Source organism: Rahnella sp. 1L-D-7-B-C2 (assembly GCF_057290995.1).
In genome coordinates, this window is record NZ_JBXAVQ010000019.1 from 39788 (window position 1) to 56571 (window position 16784).

Here is a 16784-nt window from a genome sequence, read left to right on the forward strand (position 1 = left end):
CCCGATAAAGGAACCGAAAATGAACGCTCCACAAAAAACTGCCGTTGCCCGCGTTGTTCGTGCCCCGCACGGCACAGAGCTCAGTTGCCAGAACTGGCTGATCGAAGCGGCATACCGCATGCTGCAAAACAATCTCGATCCGGACGTCGCCGAGCGCCCGGACGATCTGGTGGTGTACGGCGGAATAGGCAAAGCGGCGCGCAACTGGCCGGCGTTTGAAGCCATTCTCACCAGCCTGCGCGCGCTGCGCGAAGACGAAACGCTGCTGGTGCAGTCCGGCAAACCGGTCGGCGTATTTCGCACTCATACCGACGCACCACGGGTGCTGATTGCCAACTCCAATCTGGTGCCGCACTGGGCGAACTGGGAACATTTCCACGAGCTGGATAAAGCCGGGCTGATGATGTACGGCCAGATGACCGCCGGTTCGTGGATCTACATCGGTGCGCAGGGCATCGTGCAGGGCACATACGAAACCTTCGCCGAAGCGGGGCGTCAGCATTACAACAGCGATCTGCGCGGTAAGTGGATTTTGACCGCCGGTCTGGGCGGCATGGGCGGCGCGCAGCCGCTGGCTGGTGTGCTGGCCGGAGCCTGTGTGCTGGCGATTGAATGTCAGGAGTCGCGCATTGATTTTCGTATACGCACCCGATATCTCGACCATAAAGCCCACAGCATTGATGAAGCGCTGGCGTTGATCGAGAAAGCCTGCGCCGGGAAAAAAGCGATTTCCGTTGGCCTGCTGGGTAATGCGGCCGAGCTGATGCCGCAGCTGGTGGCGCGTGCCAAAGAAGGCGGCCTGCGCCCGGATATCGTCACCGACCAGACCTCCGCGCACGACCCGCTGAACGGCTATCTGCCGGAAGGCTGGAGCGTAGAACAATGGCAGACGGCGCGTCAGTCTGACCCGCAATCGGTGATCAAAGCGGCCAAAGCCTCGATGGCCAAACACGTGCTGGCGATGCTTGATTTCCACGCCATGGGCATCCCGACCGTCGATTACGGCAACAATATCCGCCAGGTGGCGAAAGACGAAGGCGTGACGAATGCCTTCGATTTCCCGGGGTTTGTTCCGGCGTATATCCGTCCGCTCTTCTGCGAAGGCAAAGGCCCGTTCCGCTGGGTGGCACTGTCCGGCGACCCGGAAGATATCTACAAAACCGACGCCAAACTGAAAGAGCTGTTCCCGGATAACGCCAATCTGATCAACTGGCTGGACATGGCGCGTGAGCGTATTGCGTTTCAGGGATTACCGGCGCGTATCTGCTGGCTGGGCCTGGGCGAGCGCCACATCGCCGGGCTGGCGTTCAACGAAATGGTGCGCAACGGCGAGCTGAAAGCGCCGGTAGTGATTGGCCGCGACCATCTGGACACCGGCTCCGTTGCCTCGCCGAACCGTGAAACTGAAGCGATGAAAGACGGCTCCGACGCGGTTTCCGACTGGCCGCTGCTCAATGCTTTGCTTAACACCGCAGGCGGCGCGACCTGGGTCAGCCTGCATCACGGCGGCGGCGTCGGCATGGGTTTTTCACAGCATGCGGGCATGGTGATTGTGGCGGATGGCACAAAAGAAGCGGATGCCCGTCTGGCAAGGGTATTGTGGAACGATCCGGCGACCGGCGTAATGCGTCACGCCGATGCCGGCTATGAACAGGCGGCAGCGTGCGCAGAGCGCAACGGGCTGAACTTACCCATGATCTGATGTGGTTCTGAACGCCAAAAGCCCGCTTAGCGTAAACCGTTAAGCGGGCTTCTTTCGTTTTATCAGGGAGCAGTACGTGATTTAAGAAAGGCTAATCGCCTGAAGTAAACCGCAAAACACCCCTTTATTCCCCGATCGGGTCTTACCGATTTCTGGTCTACTGGGTAACATCAGACAGGTGCAAAGCCAAGCAGGCGGGATTCTGAGGGCTGAGGCCGTCCAAAAAAATACCCCTGAAACAATGAACACCCTTCTTCTTTCAGACGCCGGAACTGCTCGTCAGTTTCCACGCCTTCGGCGGTGGTCTGAATAGCCAGACTGCGGCTCATACCGGTGATGGCGCGGATAATCGCCAGCGCTTCCGGGCTGTCTTGCATATCATTGATAAACGACCGGTCAATTTTGATTTTGTCGAACGGGAACGACCGCAGATAGCTCAGCGATGAATAGCCGGTGCCAAAATCATCCAGCGCGATGCGCACGCCGAGCGCCTTAAGTTTACGTAATGTGCCGACGTTGCCCAGCGTGTTATCGAGTAATACCGATTCGGTGATTTCCACTTCCAGCCTTTCCGGTGCCAGCCCTGACGCGGCCAGTGCGGATTCAACTACGGAAACCAGGCCGCTGTTTTTGAACTGGATCGGCGAGAGGTTCACCGCAACGGTCTGGTTTCCCGCCCAGGTGGTCGCTTCGCGACAGGCTTCGTGCAGCGCGAACGATCCCAGACTGTGGATCAACCCTGTTTCTTCGGCAATGGGAATGAAATCGATCGGCATGATCAAACCGTTTTGCGGATGGTGCCAGCGCATCAGCGCTTCATAACCGATCACTGCATCATGTTTGGCATCAGTGATTGGCTGATAGTAGAGGCGCAGCTGATTGCAGGTGATTGCATCGCGTAAATCCAGTTCCACCACACGGCGTTTACGCGCGGCAGCATCCATTTCAATGCGAAAATCTTCATAGCGGTTGCGGCCGTTGCGTTTGGCCTCGTACAGCGCCATGTCTGCGCAGCGCAGCAGCTGATCCGGCGTGTTATCCGGTGAATCCGCCAGCGCAATGCCGATGCTCAGGCCGACCGACAGCGAATGGCCGTCGACCATCACCGGCGGACGCACGGATTCGATCAGGCGTTTTGAGATCTGATGCGCGGCGGCGATATCTTTCAGCCCCGGCAGCACCACGGCGAACTCATCACCGCCAATGCGCGCCAGGGTATCGTCATCACGCAGCGTCATGCGCAGACGCTTGGCAATCGCGCGCAGCAACTCGTCGCCGACCTGATGGCCGAGCGCATCGTTGACGTTTTTGAAGTTGTCGAGATCCAGACACAGCGTGGCGGTATGCGTGCGGGTGTACCGGTCTTGCTGCAAGGCTTCGCTCAGTCGCTGACTGAACAGAATACGATTGGGCAGGCTGGTCAGATTGTCGTGATGCGCCATGTGATGAATGCGCGCGTGCGCCGCGTGCTGATCGGTCACGTCATCGGCAATCATCATTACGTAGCTGGTTTGCGGATCGTGCCCGCGGATCACCGAACTGGTGGTTTGCAGCGTGCGGTCACCGATGGCGGTCAGCAACTGCTGCTCACTTTTATGCACGCCTTCGGCGCGCAGACATTCGTCCGACTGCTTATTGATAAAGGAACTCAGGCCAACACCCATGCAGTCCTGTGGTCGCCTACCGAGCATTTCTTTGCGCGAAATCCCCAGCAGACGCTCGGCCTGACGATTCACCAGCAGGATCTCCCGCGATACCGCATTTTCGACGATCACCGACGATGGAATATTGGCGATCACCGTATTGAGAAACTGGGTGAGGGCGGAGAGCTGCTCGCTGTTAGATTCGGCCAGATCTTTGGCGTACATCAGTGCCTGTTCGTTTTCACGACGCTCGGTGACGTCACGGGTTATTTTGGCAAACCCGATGATCTGACCGGCTTCGCGCAGCGCTTCGATGATGACGTGCGCCCAAAAACGCGAGCCATCTTTGCGCTGACGCCAGCCTTCAGATTCATAACGGCCGGTTTCACGCGCCGTTTCCAGCCCGTGCTGCGGCCAGCCATTTTTTTTATCTTCTTCAGTGTAAAAACAGGAGAAATGTTTCCCGACCACTTCCTCAGGCGCATAACCTTTGGCTCGCTGCGCACCGGCATTCCAGTTCGCCACGGTGCCATCAGGTTTCAGCATATAAATTGCGTAATCTTCAACGCGTTGAACCAGCAACCGATACAGTACGTCAGAATCTTCGTTCATTTTAATTTGCCTGCTAGCTGGCCGCCTCTGTGCGGGGTCCTCCCAAATCAGAGTCCGGCTGAATAGTGCGTCTGTTCCCGACGCATTTTTGCTGTGATGTGTGATGAAACGTTAGCATAAGATAATTTTTGGTTCGTCAAATTTTGCCTCTAACGTGCTTAAAATTAAGCATTTTTAGCAAAAAGATCGGCCTTAAGTTAAATTCTACTTTTGGATTTAAATAGGCGTAATGGTTATCGGCAACTGCCTCAGGAGCTTTAATGTGATGGCACAAAAAGCTTAAGGATTTTCCGCGGAAGAAGAGAGGGGGACCGGCGTGCAAAAATGACAAAGCCGCAACGGTGTGCGGCTATTTACCCAGGCGTACGTTGACCGGATCAGGCATGGTTTTTATCGTGGGAATAAAAAGGGCCGTGAGCCACCGAATCCCGCAAAATAAGGTCAGAGGTAAATGGATTCTTTTCTGATAAATACCCGCCGTCGAGCATCGAAATAATCTGATTTATCACTTCACTGACCATATCACTCACCGGATCTTTTACGCTGGAGAGCGCGGGAATTAAAAACGGCGCGGTCGGAATATTATCAAACCCGATCACCGAAACCGCATCAGGCACTTTAATTCCGGCGTCGCTGAGTTGCTTCATCGCGCCGATCGCCATTTCATCGTTACTGACGACGATGGCGCTGAACGCGTGATCTCCGCCCAGCAGAACACTGACAGCGGCCGCGCCGCTGGCCGGAGACCATTTCCCCTGCACAATCAGGGATTCCCGCACCGGCAGACCGGCAGCGGTTAACGCGTCTTTGTAGCCAGACAGGCGTTCAATAGCCGTCGGGGAATCCATCGAACCGGTTATAAAAGCAATATCCTGATGACCGCGTGCGATCAGTGCCTGCGTTGCCTGATAACTCGATCCTTTATGATCACAATAAATACAGTGGCTCTGATGTTTTCTCAATTTACGGTTCACCACCATCACCGGCTTTTTATATTTATCGATGATCAAATCCATTTCATCGACCGATAAAAAGCGCGGATAAATAATGATCCCGTCGCAGCGTAAATCATGCAAAAACTCAATCGCTTCCTGCTCTTCAGCGGCGCTGTTTTTGCCATCCACCAGGATCAGCTGACGCCCGTTGGCATCCAGTTTTTTGGCTGCCTGTGAGATTAACTCACTGAAATAATTGCCGTTGTACAGCGTATTGGTCACCACCAGTCCGATACACATAGATTTACTGGTCGCCAGATTGCGCGCCAGTAAATTCGGGCGATAGCCGGTTTCTTCAATGGCCCGGAACACCTGATCTTTCGTTTCCTGGCTCACATAGCCTTTCCCGGAAAGCACGCGGGACACCGTGGCTTTGGAGACGCCTGCTCTGGACGCCACTTCCTGCATTGTCGACATCAGGCACACCTGAAAGAGAAAAAATGTTGCGTCATTCTACACATTTCTGCGGATTTTCGCGGATTTCGCCACGCCATGCCTTCTCATGGAGATCGTCATCACAAAAATGAAACAGGGTTGTCATTTTTTATTGAAGTCGCCGTCAGATCTGCACATTCTCGTATGTAACCGGTTACCTATCGTTTCAGAAACACACTAAAAAACGCGTTAAGGCCAATTTTTCGCAAACAGCATCGTTCATAACCCTATGAATCTGAGAGAGTTACCCTCATGTCTAAGAATTTTGCAGCAATGTCGCAGTCGATTATCAGTGCTATCGGCGGCGCAGGGAACGTCGCAGCGGTTACGCACTGCATGACGCGTCTGCGTTTTGTTCTCAACGACGCCTCCCTGGTTGACGGCGAAAAACTCAAAGCCATCACCGGTGTGATGGGCGTGGTGCGCAATGAGCAACAGTGTCAGGTGATCGTCGGCAATAACGTGTCACACGCCTACGCCGAAGTCCTTAAACTGCTGCCGGAAGGGCTCTCTGGGGCCAGCGGTGCGCCGGTTAAAAGCAAACTCACGTTACGACGTATCGGCGCGGGCATTCTCGACGCGCTGATCGGCACTATGTCCCCGCTGATCCCGGCGATCATCGGCGGTTCAATGGTCAAACTGCTGGCAATGATGCTCGATATGACCGGCGTCTTCGAAAAGGGCGCATCAACGCTGGTGATCCTCAACACCATCGGTGACGGCGCGTTCTTCTTCCTGCCGGTGATGGTCGCGGCCTCGGCGGCGGTCAAATTCAAAACCAATATGTCGCTGGCGATTGCGATCGCCGGGGTACTGCTGCATCCGGCATTTATCGATCTGATGGCCAAAGCTGCACAGGGGCAGAAAGTTGAGTTCATCGGCATTTCCATTACGGCGGTGAAATATACCTACACCGTTATTCCTGCGCTGTGCATGACGTGGCTGCTGTCCTACATCGAAAAATGGGTCGATCGCATTACGCCGGTGGTGACTAAAAACTTCCTCAAACCGATGCTGATCATGCTGATTGCCGCACCGATCGCGATTGTGATTATCGGCCCGCTGGGTATCTGGATCGGCACCGGCATTTCGGCGGTGGTGTATACCGTCCACAGCTATCTCGGCTGGCTCTCGGTTGCCATCATGGGCGCGGCATGGCCGCTGCTGGTGATGACCGGCATGCACCGCGTGTTTACGCCAACCATCATTCAGACCATTGCCGAAACCGGCAAAGAGGGCATGGTGATGCCATCGGAAATTGGGGCAAATCTGTCGCTCGGCGGTTCCTCGCTGGCGGTGGCGTGGCGCACCAAAAATCCCGAACTGCGCCAGACTGCCCTGGCCGCCGCGGCGTCGGCAATCATTGCCGGGATTTCAGAACCGGCACTGTACGGCGTGGCGCTGCGCCTTAAACGCCCGCTGATAGCCTGTCTCATCAGCGGATTTATCTGCGGTGGCGTCGCCGGTCTTGGCGGGCTTGCCAGCCATTCGATGGCATCGCCGGGGCTGTTCACCAGCGTGCAGTTCTTCGACCCGTCGAATCCGATGAGCATCGTTTGGGTCTTTGGCGTGATGATGCTGGCGATTGTGATTTCCTTCTTCACCACGCTGCTGCTGGGTTTTGAAGATATTCCGGTCGAAACGCCGCAGTCGAAAGAAGACCAGGCCGAAGATGCCACGATTTCCACACCCTTTGCCGCTGCGCAAAGTGCAGTAAAAACACATTGAAGACAGAAGAGGACTTTCTCATGGCAGCATCACCATTTCCTGACGGTTTCTTATGGGGCGGCGCGATTGCCGCCAATCAGGCCGAAGGTGCCAGTTTTGAAGGCGGAAAGGGCCTGACGACGGTGGACATGATCCCGCACGGCGCGCACCGTCTGGCGGTGAAAACCGGGCAGGAAAAGCGTTTTCAGCTCAAAGAAGATGAGTTCTACCCGAGCCATCAGGCAATTGATTTTTACCACCGTTATAAAGAAGACATCGCGCTGATGGCCGAAATGGGGTTCACGGTGTTCAGAACCTCGATTGCCTGGAGCCGCCTGTATCCGAACGGTGACGAGCTGACGCCGAACGCTGAAGGCATCGCGTTTTACCGCGACGTGTTTGCCGAATGTAAAAAATACGGCATCGAACCGCTGGTGACGCTGTGTCATTTCGACGTACCGATGCATCTGGTGATTGAATACGGTTCGTGGCGCAACCGTAAAATGGTCGAGTTTTTCGCCCGCTATGCGCGCACCTGTTTTGAAGCGTTCGACGGCTTAGTGAAATACTGGCTGACCTTCAATGAAATCAACATCTTGTTGCACAGCCCGTTCTCCGGCGCGGGTCTGGTATTCGAAGAGGGTGAGGATCAGGAGCAGGTCAAATATCAGGCCGCGCATCACGAACTTGTCGCCAGCGCACTGGCCACCAAAATCGCCCATGAAGTGAATCCTGATAATCAGGTCGGTTGTATGTTAGCCGGCGGTAATTTCTATCCACGCACCTGCAAACCGGAAGATGTCTGGGCAGCGCTGCAAAAAGACCGCGAAAATCTGTTTTTCATCGACGTACAGGCGCGCGGCGCGTACCCGTCTTATACAAAACGCGTCTTTGCCGAGAAAGGTATCGTCATTGCCCAAGAAGCGGGCGACGACCAGATCCTCAAGAACACCGTCGACTTTGTGTCCTTCAGCTATTACGCCTCCCGCTGTGCCTCGGCGGACATGAACGACAACAACAGCAGCGCGGCCAACATCGTTAAATCACTGAAAAACCCGTACATCGAAGCCAGTGAATGGGGCTGGGGCATCGATCCGCTCGGCCTGCGCATCACCATGAATATGATGTATGACCGTTACCAGAAACCGCTGTTCCTGGTGGAAAACGGCCTCGGCGCAAAAGACGAGATTAATGCACAGGGCGAAATCAATGACGATTACCGTATCAGCTACCTGCGCGAACACATTCATGCCATGGGCGAAGCCATCACCGACGGTATTCCGGTCATCGGCTACACCTCATGGGGTTGCATCGATCTGGTGTCTGCTTCCACCGGCGAGATGAGCAAACGCTACGGCTTCGTTTATGTCGATCGTGATGACAGCGGCAACGGCACGCTGGAAAGAAAAAGGAAGAAATCGTTCTGGTGGTATAAGAAGGTGATTGCCAGTAACGGGGGAGATTTGGCGTAGGAGAAGGCGAACCTTAACGCTGGCTGTACCGGTCGCGCGCCTGTCCGCAGACTCGTGGAAGCCTTACATCACTCGCCGCCATAACATCATGTTTGGCGGCGTTTGCGTATCCATGTTCGCGACGCAATTCACAGGCTTACCCCCGGACATCGCCCATACTCTTACCCCAGATTGCGGTTAACGTATTTTCACGCAGGGAGAAGGATATGAAAGAACAATGGAGTCAACAGCAGGCGGCAGAATGGGGAAAACAGCAAGGCTGGATCTGCGGATTTAACTATCTGCCGCGCACGGCGGTGAACTGGACGGAACTCTGGCAGCGAGAAACCTTTGATGCGGCGACCATCGATCAGGAACTCGGCTGGGCGCAAGAGGCGGGCTACAACCAGCTGCGGATTAATCTGCCGTTTATTGTCTGGCAGGGGGATCGCGATGGCCTGCTGGCGCGCATCGATCAGTTTCTGAGCCTCGCCAGTCAACATCAGATAGCAGTGATGCTGACGCTGATGGATGACTGCGGATTTTCCGGTGATGAACCTTTCCCCGGGCCGCAAAAAGCGCCGGAACCCGGCAAGCATAACAGTCAGGCGGCGGCCAGTCCCGGACGCGATGTGGTATGCAACCGCGACATGTGGCCGGAAGTAGAACGGTATGTGCGCGACGTGATCCGCCATTTCCGCACTGACCCGCGCATCGCGATTTGGGATTTGTATAACGAACCGGGTAATCGCGGCACTTTTGCCACCGGGCTGGATGAGGTGATGTACGATGAAAAGCTGGAAGTGTTTGCGCTGGAACTGATGCAAAAGGCGTTTGTCTGGGCGCGGGAGGAAAATCCTGATGCGCCGCTGACCGTCGGCGCATGGCATCTCTCGCAGGATCCCGATCAGCCGGAAAGCGAGTTCTTCGCCCATCCGATAGACGTCGCGGCGGCAGAGCTTTCGGACATCATCAGCTTCCACGCTTACGTGGCGACGCCGAAAATGCTTCAGGTGCTGCGTTTCTGGCAAAAATTCCACCGTCCGGTGCTGTGTACCGAATGGCTGGCGCGCCACGTCGGCAGTGTGGTCGAAGAACAGTTGCCGCTGTTTTGCGCGCTCAACGCCGGATGCTATCAGTGGGGGCTGGTGCGGGGTAAAACTCAGACCACGCTGCCGTGGCCGTCAGTGCGCAAGGGCAATCAGGATTACGCCCATCTCTGGTTTCACGACGTACTGGATGAGTACGGAATTCCGTTCCGGCATGCCGAAATGGATCTGGTAGGGCGTCTGACGCGCATGAAATAATCCACCCCATATCAGCTTAACGCTGCATGCTTCCCGATTTCATCAGCAGCCATAAAAACCAGGGTGCGCCGATCAGGGCGCAGAGTAACCCGGCGGAAACCGGCCACGGCCAGGCGATATTTCGGCCGAGCCAGTCGGAGATCACCATCAGCAAACCGCCATACAGCGCCGCGACCAGGCACTGTGACCGGAAATGAAACGCGCCGCTGTAACGCGCCAGCTGCGGCGCAATCAGTCCGACAAAACTCAGCGGGCCGATAAGCAAGGTGCCGCCCGCCGTCAGCGCCGCCGCGAGCAGTAAAATCAGCATATTGCTGCGCCGCAGCCCGACGCCCAGCGCCCGTGCAGTCGGATGCCCGAGGCTGAGCAATTGCACCCAGCGTTGTAACAGCAACGCCAGCGGGATAAGCACCAGCGCCTGACCCGCGCCCCACAATGCACGATCTGCGGTGATACCCGCCGTTGAGCCGGTACTCCAGTTGAGCAGCATCATCGCGCGCGGATCGCCGCTCATCAGCAGCAGCATGCTCAGCGCCATGCTCAGGTTAGTGAGACACAATCCGACCATCACCATGGACTGTGGCTGAAAGCGCGAACGCAGCCCGAACATAAACAGCAGGCTCGTCGCCAGCAAACTGCCCGCCAGCGCTGCCGGAAACAGGTTTGCCAGCGGCTGATTGAACAGAATTACCATCAGCACTACTACCAGCGAGGCACCGCTACTGATGCCAAGCAATTCAGGGCTGGCAAGCGGATTGCCACTTTGGCGCTGGATCAGCACGCCCGCCACCGCCAGCATCGCGCCTGCGCTGAGTGCACCGAGCATTCGCGGCCAGCGCCATTCCAGCAGCGGCCAGAACGCGGATGCCTCCGGCGACCGGTTGAGCAACAGCGAGACGGCGATCCCCCCCAGCAAGATCAGCAGTAATCCTGCCAGATGTGCGCGTGTCAGTACTCTGCCGGGCGGCGCGCTGAAAGGCGACGGCGTGATCAGCGGATTGCGCTGGCGGAACAGCAGAACCAGCATCAGCGGTGCGCTGAGTAAGCCCGACAGCGCACCGGTCGGTAAATCCCCACCGGCAGGCGAGAGAAATTGCGCCAGCTGATCGACCAGCGTCAGTAACAACGCCCCGCAGAGCGGTACCCACAACAGTTGATACCGGAATTGCCGTATGCCCGTCAGGCGGATCAGGGCGGGCGCGGCCAGCCCGATAAAGCCGATAATCCCAATCTGACTGGTCACCAGTGCGCTGAGCGCCACGGCAACGGCGAGGGTAGCGATCCTGACTTTTATCACCGACACGCCGAGTGCCCCGGCGCTTTGATCCGACAGGCCGATCAGCATCAGTGGCCTCGCCAGCAGGGCGCTCATCGCCATCAGCGCCAGCACCGGCAGCAGCAAAAACTGCGTGGGTTGCCAGCCGCTCTGGCTGAGTGAACCGGCCTGCCAGCTGAATAAATCGCTGAGATAATCGTGATTGAACAGCACCATCAGCGTGTTGATGGCGTTACCGTACAGGCTGATCACCATGCCGGTGAGGATCACTTTCAGCGGATCCAGCCCCTGCCGGGCAATCAGAAAATAAAGTCCCAGCGCGGTCAGCGCCGCGCCCGCCAGTGCCAGATTGGTCAGGCCAAAGAACAGTAAACCGGGGAACACAATGATGCTGGCGGACATCGCCAGATTGGCACCGGCGGCAATGCCGAGCGTCGCCGGTTCGGCCAGCGGATTACGCAGCACCTGCTGAAAGAGCAGTCCTGCCAGCGCCAGCGCCATTCCGGCAAGGATACCTGTCGCCAGTCGTGGCAGAAAACTGTAATGCAACAGCAGGCTGGCGGTGGCCGGTGAATTATGTTGGAGGCGCGAAAGGTTACTGAACAGCATAAACGCACATATCAGCATCAGTGACAGGGCCAAAAGCCACGGAAAGACGAAACGGGAAAGTTTATGCATGGCGATTAACCTCGCCGGGCACCGCCGTGATGTGCTGCGCCAGACTGACTGCCGTAGCGAGCCCGCCAAACGGGAAGAAGTGTGACAGTTCGCGCGCGCGGCCAGCGGCGACCAGCGGCAACTGTTGCCACAATCCGTCCGGCTGGCGCAGTCGGGAAACGCGGGTCAGCGTGGTCGGCAGTTCGGTGTAAAACAGCCAGTCGGCCTCTAAAGAAAGCAGCTTTCCGACGCCGACGTTAGCGGTGCCCATCGCGCCCACCGGCAGCGTCCACGCATTGCGCAGTCCGAGTTGTGTGAGAAGCGCATCGGGCAGGCTGTTCGCGCCGTAGACCGTCACGTATTTACCGTCCTGGCTGCGCACGGCAACCAGCACTCGTTGTCCTTCTGCCGGTTTAAGCCGTTGTTTGCATTGTGCGATGGCGAGATTAGCGTCATGGATTATCTGAGCCGCTTTTTCTGTTACATCGAGTGTCGACCCCAGTTCGCCGGTAAACGCCAGCAGCGTCTGCCAGAGCGGACCAACGGGCGGATAGACCGACACCACCTGCACGGGTGCGATGCGGCGCAGGCTGTCGAGCATGGCGGGGGCGAGCATATCGCTCAGGATAAGCGTCGGCCTGAGCGCGGCGACCAGTTCGAGATTCGGCTCCCAAAAGGGGCCGATATCTTGAACACTGGCCGGTAAAACGGGTGTGGCGATACGACGGCGAAAATAGCCGCCGTCGGAAACCGCCAGCGGCGTGATGCCCAGCGACAGCAGAGTTTCTGCGGCCAGCCAGTTGATGGCGACGATGCGGTGAGGTGAGGGCGCGGCCAGCGCCGCCGGTGCATTTAGCAGCGGCAGCGCCAGCAACGCCTTCAGGCAGTCACGACGGGTGAGTAACAGACCTGGCATCAGAAGCTGTATTTCAGCGAGCTGATGAACGTGCGTTCCTGTCCCGGATAACAGCTGGTGTCGTCGTCACAGGTGCCGACATAGTCGTGATCCAACAGGTTCTGAATGTTAAACCCGACGGATACATGTTTATTCACCTGATATTTCGCGCCCGCATCCACCAGTGCGAAGTTTTTCACCGGCACCGTATTGGCATTATCGCCGTACATACTGCCGACATAACGCACGCCGGTGCTCAGCATCAGGCCATCCAGTACGCCCTGATGAAAGCCGTAGTTCAGCCAGGTGGAGGCCATATGTTTCGGCACGTTGGCCTGCTCGTTACCGCGATCGCCGTTGTTGCTGGCGGTGATTTCGGTTTCGGTATAGGTGTACGACGCCAGCACATCGAGATTCTGCGTCAGTTTCACCGTGCTTTCCGCTTCGATCCCGCGTGAGCGGACTTCGCCGGACGCCACCTGATAACCGGTGATCACGTTGTTGACGATCTCGTTGGTCAGCACGTTGCTTTTGGTGATATCAAACGCGGCAAGCGTCAACAGCATGCTGGCGTCCGGCTGATATTTCACCCCGACTTCATACTGGTGCGCCTTGCTCGGATCGAACGTGCGGTTTTTGCTGTCGGTACCGCTGTTCGGCACAAAGGATTCGGCGTAGCTGATGTACGGCGCGAGGCCATTTTCGGCCAGATAGGTCAGCCCTGCACGACCGGTCCAGGCGCTTTTATCCAGCCAGCTGGTGTTGTCGTTCAGATTATTTTGCGTGCGCATGCTGATGTCATCGTGGCGCCCCCCTAAGGTGAGCAACCATTTTGGCGTCAGTGAAATCTGATCCTGCATATACAGGCCGAGCTGCGCGGTGGTCTGATCATTATTGTTCAGCGCGTAGGTCGGATCGGCGATGTTCAGGCCATATACCGGATTGTAGATATCCAGCGTCGGTGCGACCGCGCCGAAACGTTTGGCATTGCCGTCAAGGCGGCTGTAATCAAGTCCGGTTAACAGGCGGTGCGTGACGGAGGCGGTCGAGAAATCGGCCTGCAACTGGTTATCGAGGTTGAACGCATTCATGTGTTCATCAAAACGAATGGCGTTGCGCGATACCGTGCCGGTGGTGAAATTGACCGAGCCGGGCAGCAGGTTATTGAGAATGGTGTCGGTTTGCCCGTAACGCACATTCTGGCGGAACTGGAACGTATCGTTGAACTGATGGCTCAGCTCATAGCCGAAGGTGAACTGTTCCTGACGAAAACGGTTGTAGCTGTAATCGCCCAGCAGGGTATCCGTGACTTTTCCGCCTGGTTTGGTCAGCACGGCGATGGTGCCGCCGGAAGTGTCTCGCAGATAATCGGCACGCACGGTCAGGCTGGTGTCGGCATCCGGTAACCAGGTAAAAGAGGGCGCGAGGTACACGCGGTTGTCTTCCACATCCGGGCCGTCGCGGTACTGAAACTGGGTATCGCTGTCGCGGGCAACGCCAATCACGCGATACAGATAATGGCTGTCGTCGTCAATTTTGTCGCTCATATCAAACTGCGCCTGACGGCGGTTGAAATTGCCCAGTTCCAGTTCCACATCGTGCACGCCCTGTGCGGAGGGCAGTTTGCTGACGCGGTTGACGATCCCGCCCGCATCTCCCAGACCAAACAGGGTGGACGACGGCCCGCGCACGATATCAATGCGTTCCAGCGCATACGGTTCGGTGCGGAAATAGCTGTAACTGTTGTTGAGCTGGCGCAGCCCGTCGCGGTAATCGTTGGTGGTCAGGGCGTTGAATCCGCGGATGTAAATCCAGTCATAGCCCTTAGGATCGACGCCGTAGGTTTCGGTTTTAACGCCCGGCACATAACGCAGCGCTTCGGTGACGCTTTGCACGTTCTGTTGATCCATTCGTTCGCGGGTCACGACCGAGACCGACTGCGGCACTTCCAGCAGCGGCGTGTCGGTTTTGGTAGCGGAGCTGGTTTGCTGCGGCACACTGGAATACGGGCTGGATTGTCCGGTGACGGTCAGGGTATCGGCTCCGGCAGGCTGCGGCGCGACCACCACGATGCCATTGTCGATGCTGTAGCCCAAACCGCTGCCGCCTAACAGGCGGGCGAGCGCGGCCTCCAGCGTCATCTCTCCCTGCACCCCGGGCGCATTTTTATTGGCGACAGAGGCGGGTGCGGCAATCAGCTGCACACCGGCCTGCTGCGCCAGTGCATTCAGTGAAGTGATCAAAGGCTGTGCTGGCAACGAGACGTGCAGCGCGGCGGCCTGCGCCACGGCGACCGGTGAACAGACGCCTAACGCCAGTGCGGCGAGGCCGGATTTAACGCGGGCACCCTGATAGAAAGTAAAAATGGTCATGCAATTTTCCCCAGAAATAAATCAAATAAGAATCATTATCCTTTCTGAAGACGAGACAGACGCCAAAACCCTGACGTCGTCTTGTGAATATTTTTACTTTTTTTTTACGCAGGCAGATCAGCGCTTCTCGATCCGGGTTTCCCCCGCCTGGGAGGTGATCTTCACCGGCAGCACTTTCGGCAGTGCGCGGGCAAAGCTGTCAGGGCGATGCACGTTGAAACTGCCGCTGACGCGCAATCCGGCGATGTCGGCGGAGGCCGGTCTATAAGGTATGTCGCCGTAGCGGGAAAATTCAGCCAGCGCCAGATCCAGCGGCGTATTGTTGAAATTGATGCGCGACTGACGCCAGTCAGCGATGGTGTCCGGTGCCACCGGCAACTGGCGGGTCAGATTACCCCGGGCGTCGCTGGTCACCCGCTGAGTGGCGCGCAGCACCATCAGATGCCGGTCGTGGGCGTTCATATCCAGCCGTGCCATCGCCCGCCAGCGGACATCGTCCAGCCAGGCGCGCGGACCGACGCGCACCGCGCCGCTGCCGACCGCGACGTCTATGCCGTCGCCGCTCATCGACTGCGGGATATAGCGCACACTGAACTGGGTGCCCAAAACGGTGACGCGCGACGGGCCGCTCAGCACCACAAACGGCTTATCTTCCAGATGCTGAACCTGAAACCAGACCTGACCTTTGCTCAGAGTAACTTCCCGCCGCAGCGGGTAATACGCCACCTGGATTTGCGTTTCGGCATCAAGGTTCAGCACGGTGCCGTCGGGCAGGGTGATCTGCTGAGTTTCACCGCGACCGGTATGCAGTTGGGTGGTCATCACCGGCGGCGCGACATACTGCCACGCAGGCCAGATCAGCACGGCGCACAGGGCGGCGGCGATGCAGGCACTTTGCCAGAAGGCGCGGCGCGGTATTTTCTGCGGCGCAGAAGGCAATGAAGCCCGCAGGCGCGCAACGTTTTCCTGCGGTAAATCCCCGACGCGCTGCCACAGCTTCTGCATGGACTCATAACACGCGGCGTTGCCCGCCTGTCCCAGCCATGCCCTAAATTCCCGCTGCTCGCTGGCGGACAATCCGTCCTGCTGGCGGGTCAGCCAGCGTGTGGCCTGTTCTTCTGACGACATTTGCCCGGTAATGGCGCTATTCATTACGGCCATCCTTATTTTTATGACTGGCGTTCCTGCCGCTGTGCTCCTGCTGCCAGAGATCGTTACTGCTCCGGCAGGCCAGCATGGCGCGAATAATATGCTTCTCGACCATGTTGATGGAAATGCCCATCTGACGGGCGACGTCTTTCTGCGACAGCCCGTCAAAGCGGTGCAGTATAAAGGCTTCGCGGCATCGCGGCGGCAAGGCTTCGATAGTGTTGGTCATCAGCTCAGTATACTGATTTTCTTCAATTAATTCGTAAGGCTGAAGATAAGAGGGCGCAGCAAAATGCTCCGCATCCGTTTCTTCCGAGGCGTCAGCAGATGAAATCTCCGGGCGACGATAGTGATCGACCAGCAAATTTTTAGCAATGCGGTACAGCAGGCTGCGGTGCGATCGGACAGGCTCCGTCACCGTCAGCGCCCGGATAAACGTTTCCTGCGCCATGTCTTCTGCATGTTCGCGGTCACGAAGCTTCCGGTTGATAAACCGATATAATTCAGTGTAATACTTCTCGAAAGCAGGCACTTGATTCTCTGAGGATGATAGCGATGAGGCGTATATTACGCACAAACCGCC

At 57.1% G+C, this 16784-nt stretch carries 11 protein-coding genes; 4 read left to right on the top strand and 7 right to left on the bottom strand.

What is annotated here, in order from left to right; genetic code table 11:
• Positions 1-19 precede the first annotated feature (19 nt).
• On the top strand, positions 20-1702 hold the full coding sequence (hutU, locus tag AC0Z7K_RS20985; RefSeq protein WP_485615803.1) for a urocanate hydratase: 1683 nt from the start codon (positions 20-22) through the stop codon (positions 1700-1702).
• A gap of 170 nt (positions 1703-1872) precedes the next feature.
• Here hutU and AC0Z7K_RS20990 read toward each other — a convergent pair whose 3' ends face one another.
• The gene (locus AC0Z7K_RS20990) at positions 1873-3957 is read right to left on the bottom strand and encodes a putative bifunctional diguanylate cyclase/phosphodiesterase (protein ID WP_485615804.1); all 2085 of its coding nucleotides are present in this window, start codon (positions 3955-3957) and stop codon (positions 1873-1875) included.
• 377 nt (positions 3958-4334) lie between these two features.
• The gene (locus AC0Z7K_RS20995) at positions 4335-5369 is read right to left on the bottom strand and encodes a LacI family DNA-binding transcriptional regulator (protein WP_485615805.1); all 1035 of its coding nucleotides are present in this window, start codon (positions 5367-5369) and stop codon (positions 4335-4337) included.
• A 270-nt stretch (positions 5370-5639) separates the two neighbouring features.
• Here AC0Z7K_RS20995 and ascF point away from each other — a divergent pair, with 270 nt between their 5' ends.
• From ascF to AC0Z7K_RS21010, 3 genes are all read left to right on the top strand, one after another.
• Positions 5640-7115, top strand: coding sequence for a PTS cellobiose/arbutin/salicin transporter subunit IIBC (gene ascF, locus AC0Z7K_RS21000; RefSeq protein WP_485615806.1), 1476 nt, complete (start codon positions 5640-5642; stop codon positions 7113-7115).
• Positions 7116-7135: 20 nt separating this feature from the next.
• A complete protein-coding gene (locus AC0Z7K_RS21005; RefSeq protein WP_485615807.1) occupies positions 7136-8566 on the top strand; it encodes a 6-phospho-beta-glucosidase in 1431 nt (476 codons plus the stop codon).
• A 206-nt stretch (positions 8567-8772) separates the two neighbouring features.
• Positions 8773-9852, top strand: coding sequence for a cellulase family glycosylhydrolase (locus AC0Z7K_RS21010; RefSeq protein ID WP_485615808.1), 1080 nt, complete (start codon positions 8773-8775; stop codon positions 9850-9852).
• Between the two features lie 16 nt (positions 9853-9868).
• Here AC0Z7K_RS21010 and fhuB read toward each other — a convergent pair whose 3' ends face one another.
• The 5 genes from fhuB to AC0Z7K_RS21035 all read right to left on the bottom strand — a co-directional run bounded on the left by fhuB (position 9869) and on the right by AC0Z7K_RS21035 (position 16733).
• Positions 9869-11806 carry a Fe(3+)-hydroxamate ABC transporter permease FhuB gene (gene fhuB, locus AC0Z7K_RS21015; protein WP_485615809.1) on the bottom strand — a complete coding sequence of 646 codons (1938 nt, stop codon included), beginning with the start codon at positions 11804-11806 and terminating at the stop codon, positions 9869-9871.
• Complete coding sequence (locus tag AC0Z7K_RS21020) at positions 11799-12701, bottom strand: ABC transporter substrate-binding protein (RefSeq protein ID WP_485615810.1); 903 nt, start codon at positions 12699-12701, stop codon at positions 11799-11801. The genes fhuB and AC0Z7K_RS21020 overlap by 8 nt, the downstream gene beginning before the upstream one ends.
• A complete protein-coding gene (locus AC0Z7K_RS21025) occupies positions 12701-15052 on the bottom strand; it encodes a TonB-dependent siderophore receptor (protein ID WP_485615811.1) in 2352 nt (783 codons plus the stop codon). Before AC0Z7K_RS21025 ends, AC0Z7K_RS21020 begins: the two co-directional genes overlap by 1 nt.
• Positions 15053-15169: 117 nt before the next feature.
• Entirely contained in the window at positions 15170-16204 is a 1035-nt protein-coding gene (locus AC0Z7K_RS21030) for a FecR family protein (RefSeq protein WP_485615812.1), read from the bottom strand.
• Positions 16197-16733, bottom strand: a complete 537-nt coding sequence (locus AC0Z7K_RS21035) for an RNA polymerase sigma factor (protein ID WP_413528785.1) — start codon at positions 16731-16733, stop codon at positions 16197-16199. Before AC0Z7K_RS21035 ends, AC0Z7K_RS21030 begins: the two co-directional genes overlap by 8 nt.
• Positions 16734-16784 lie beyond the last annotated feature (51 nt).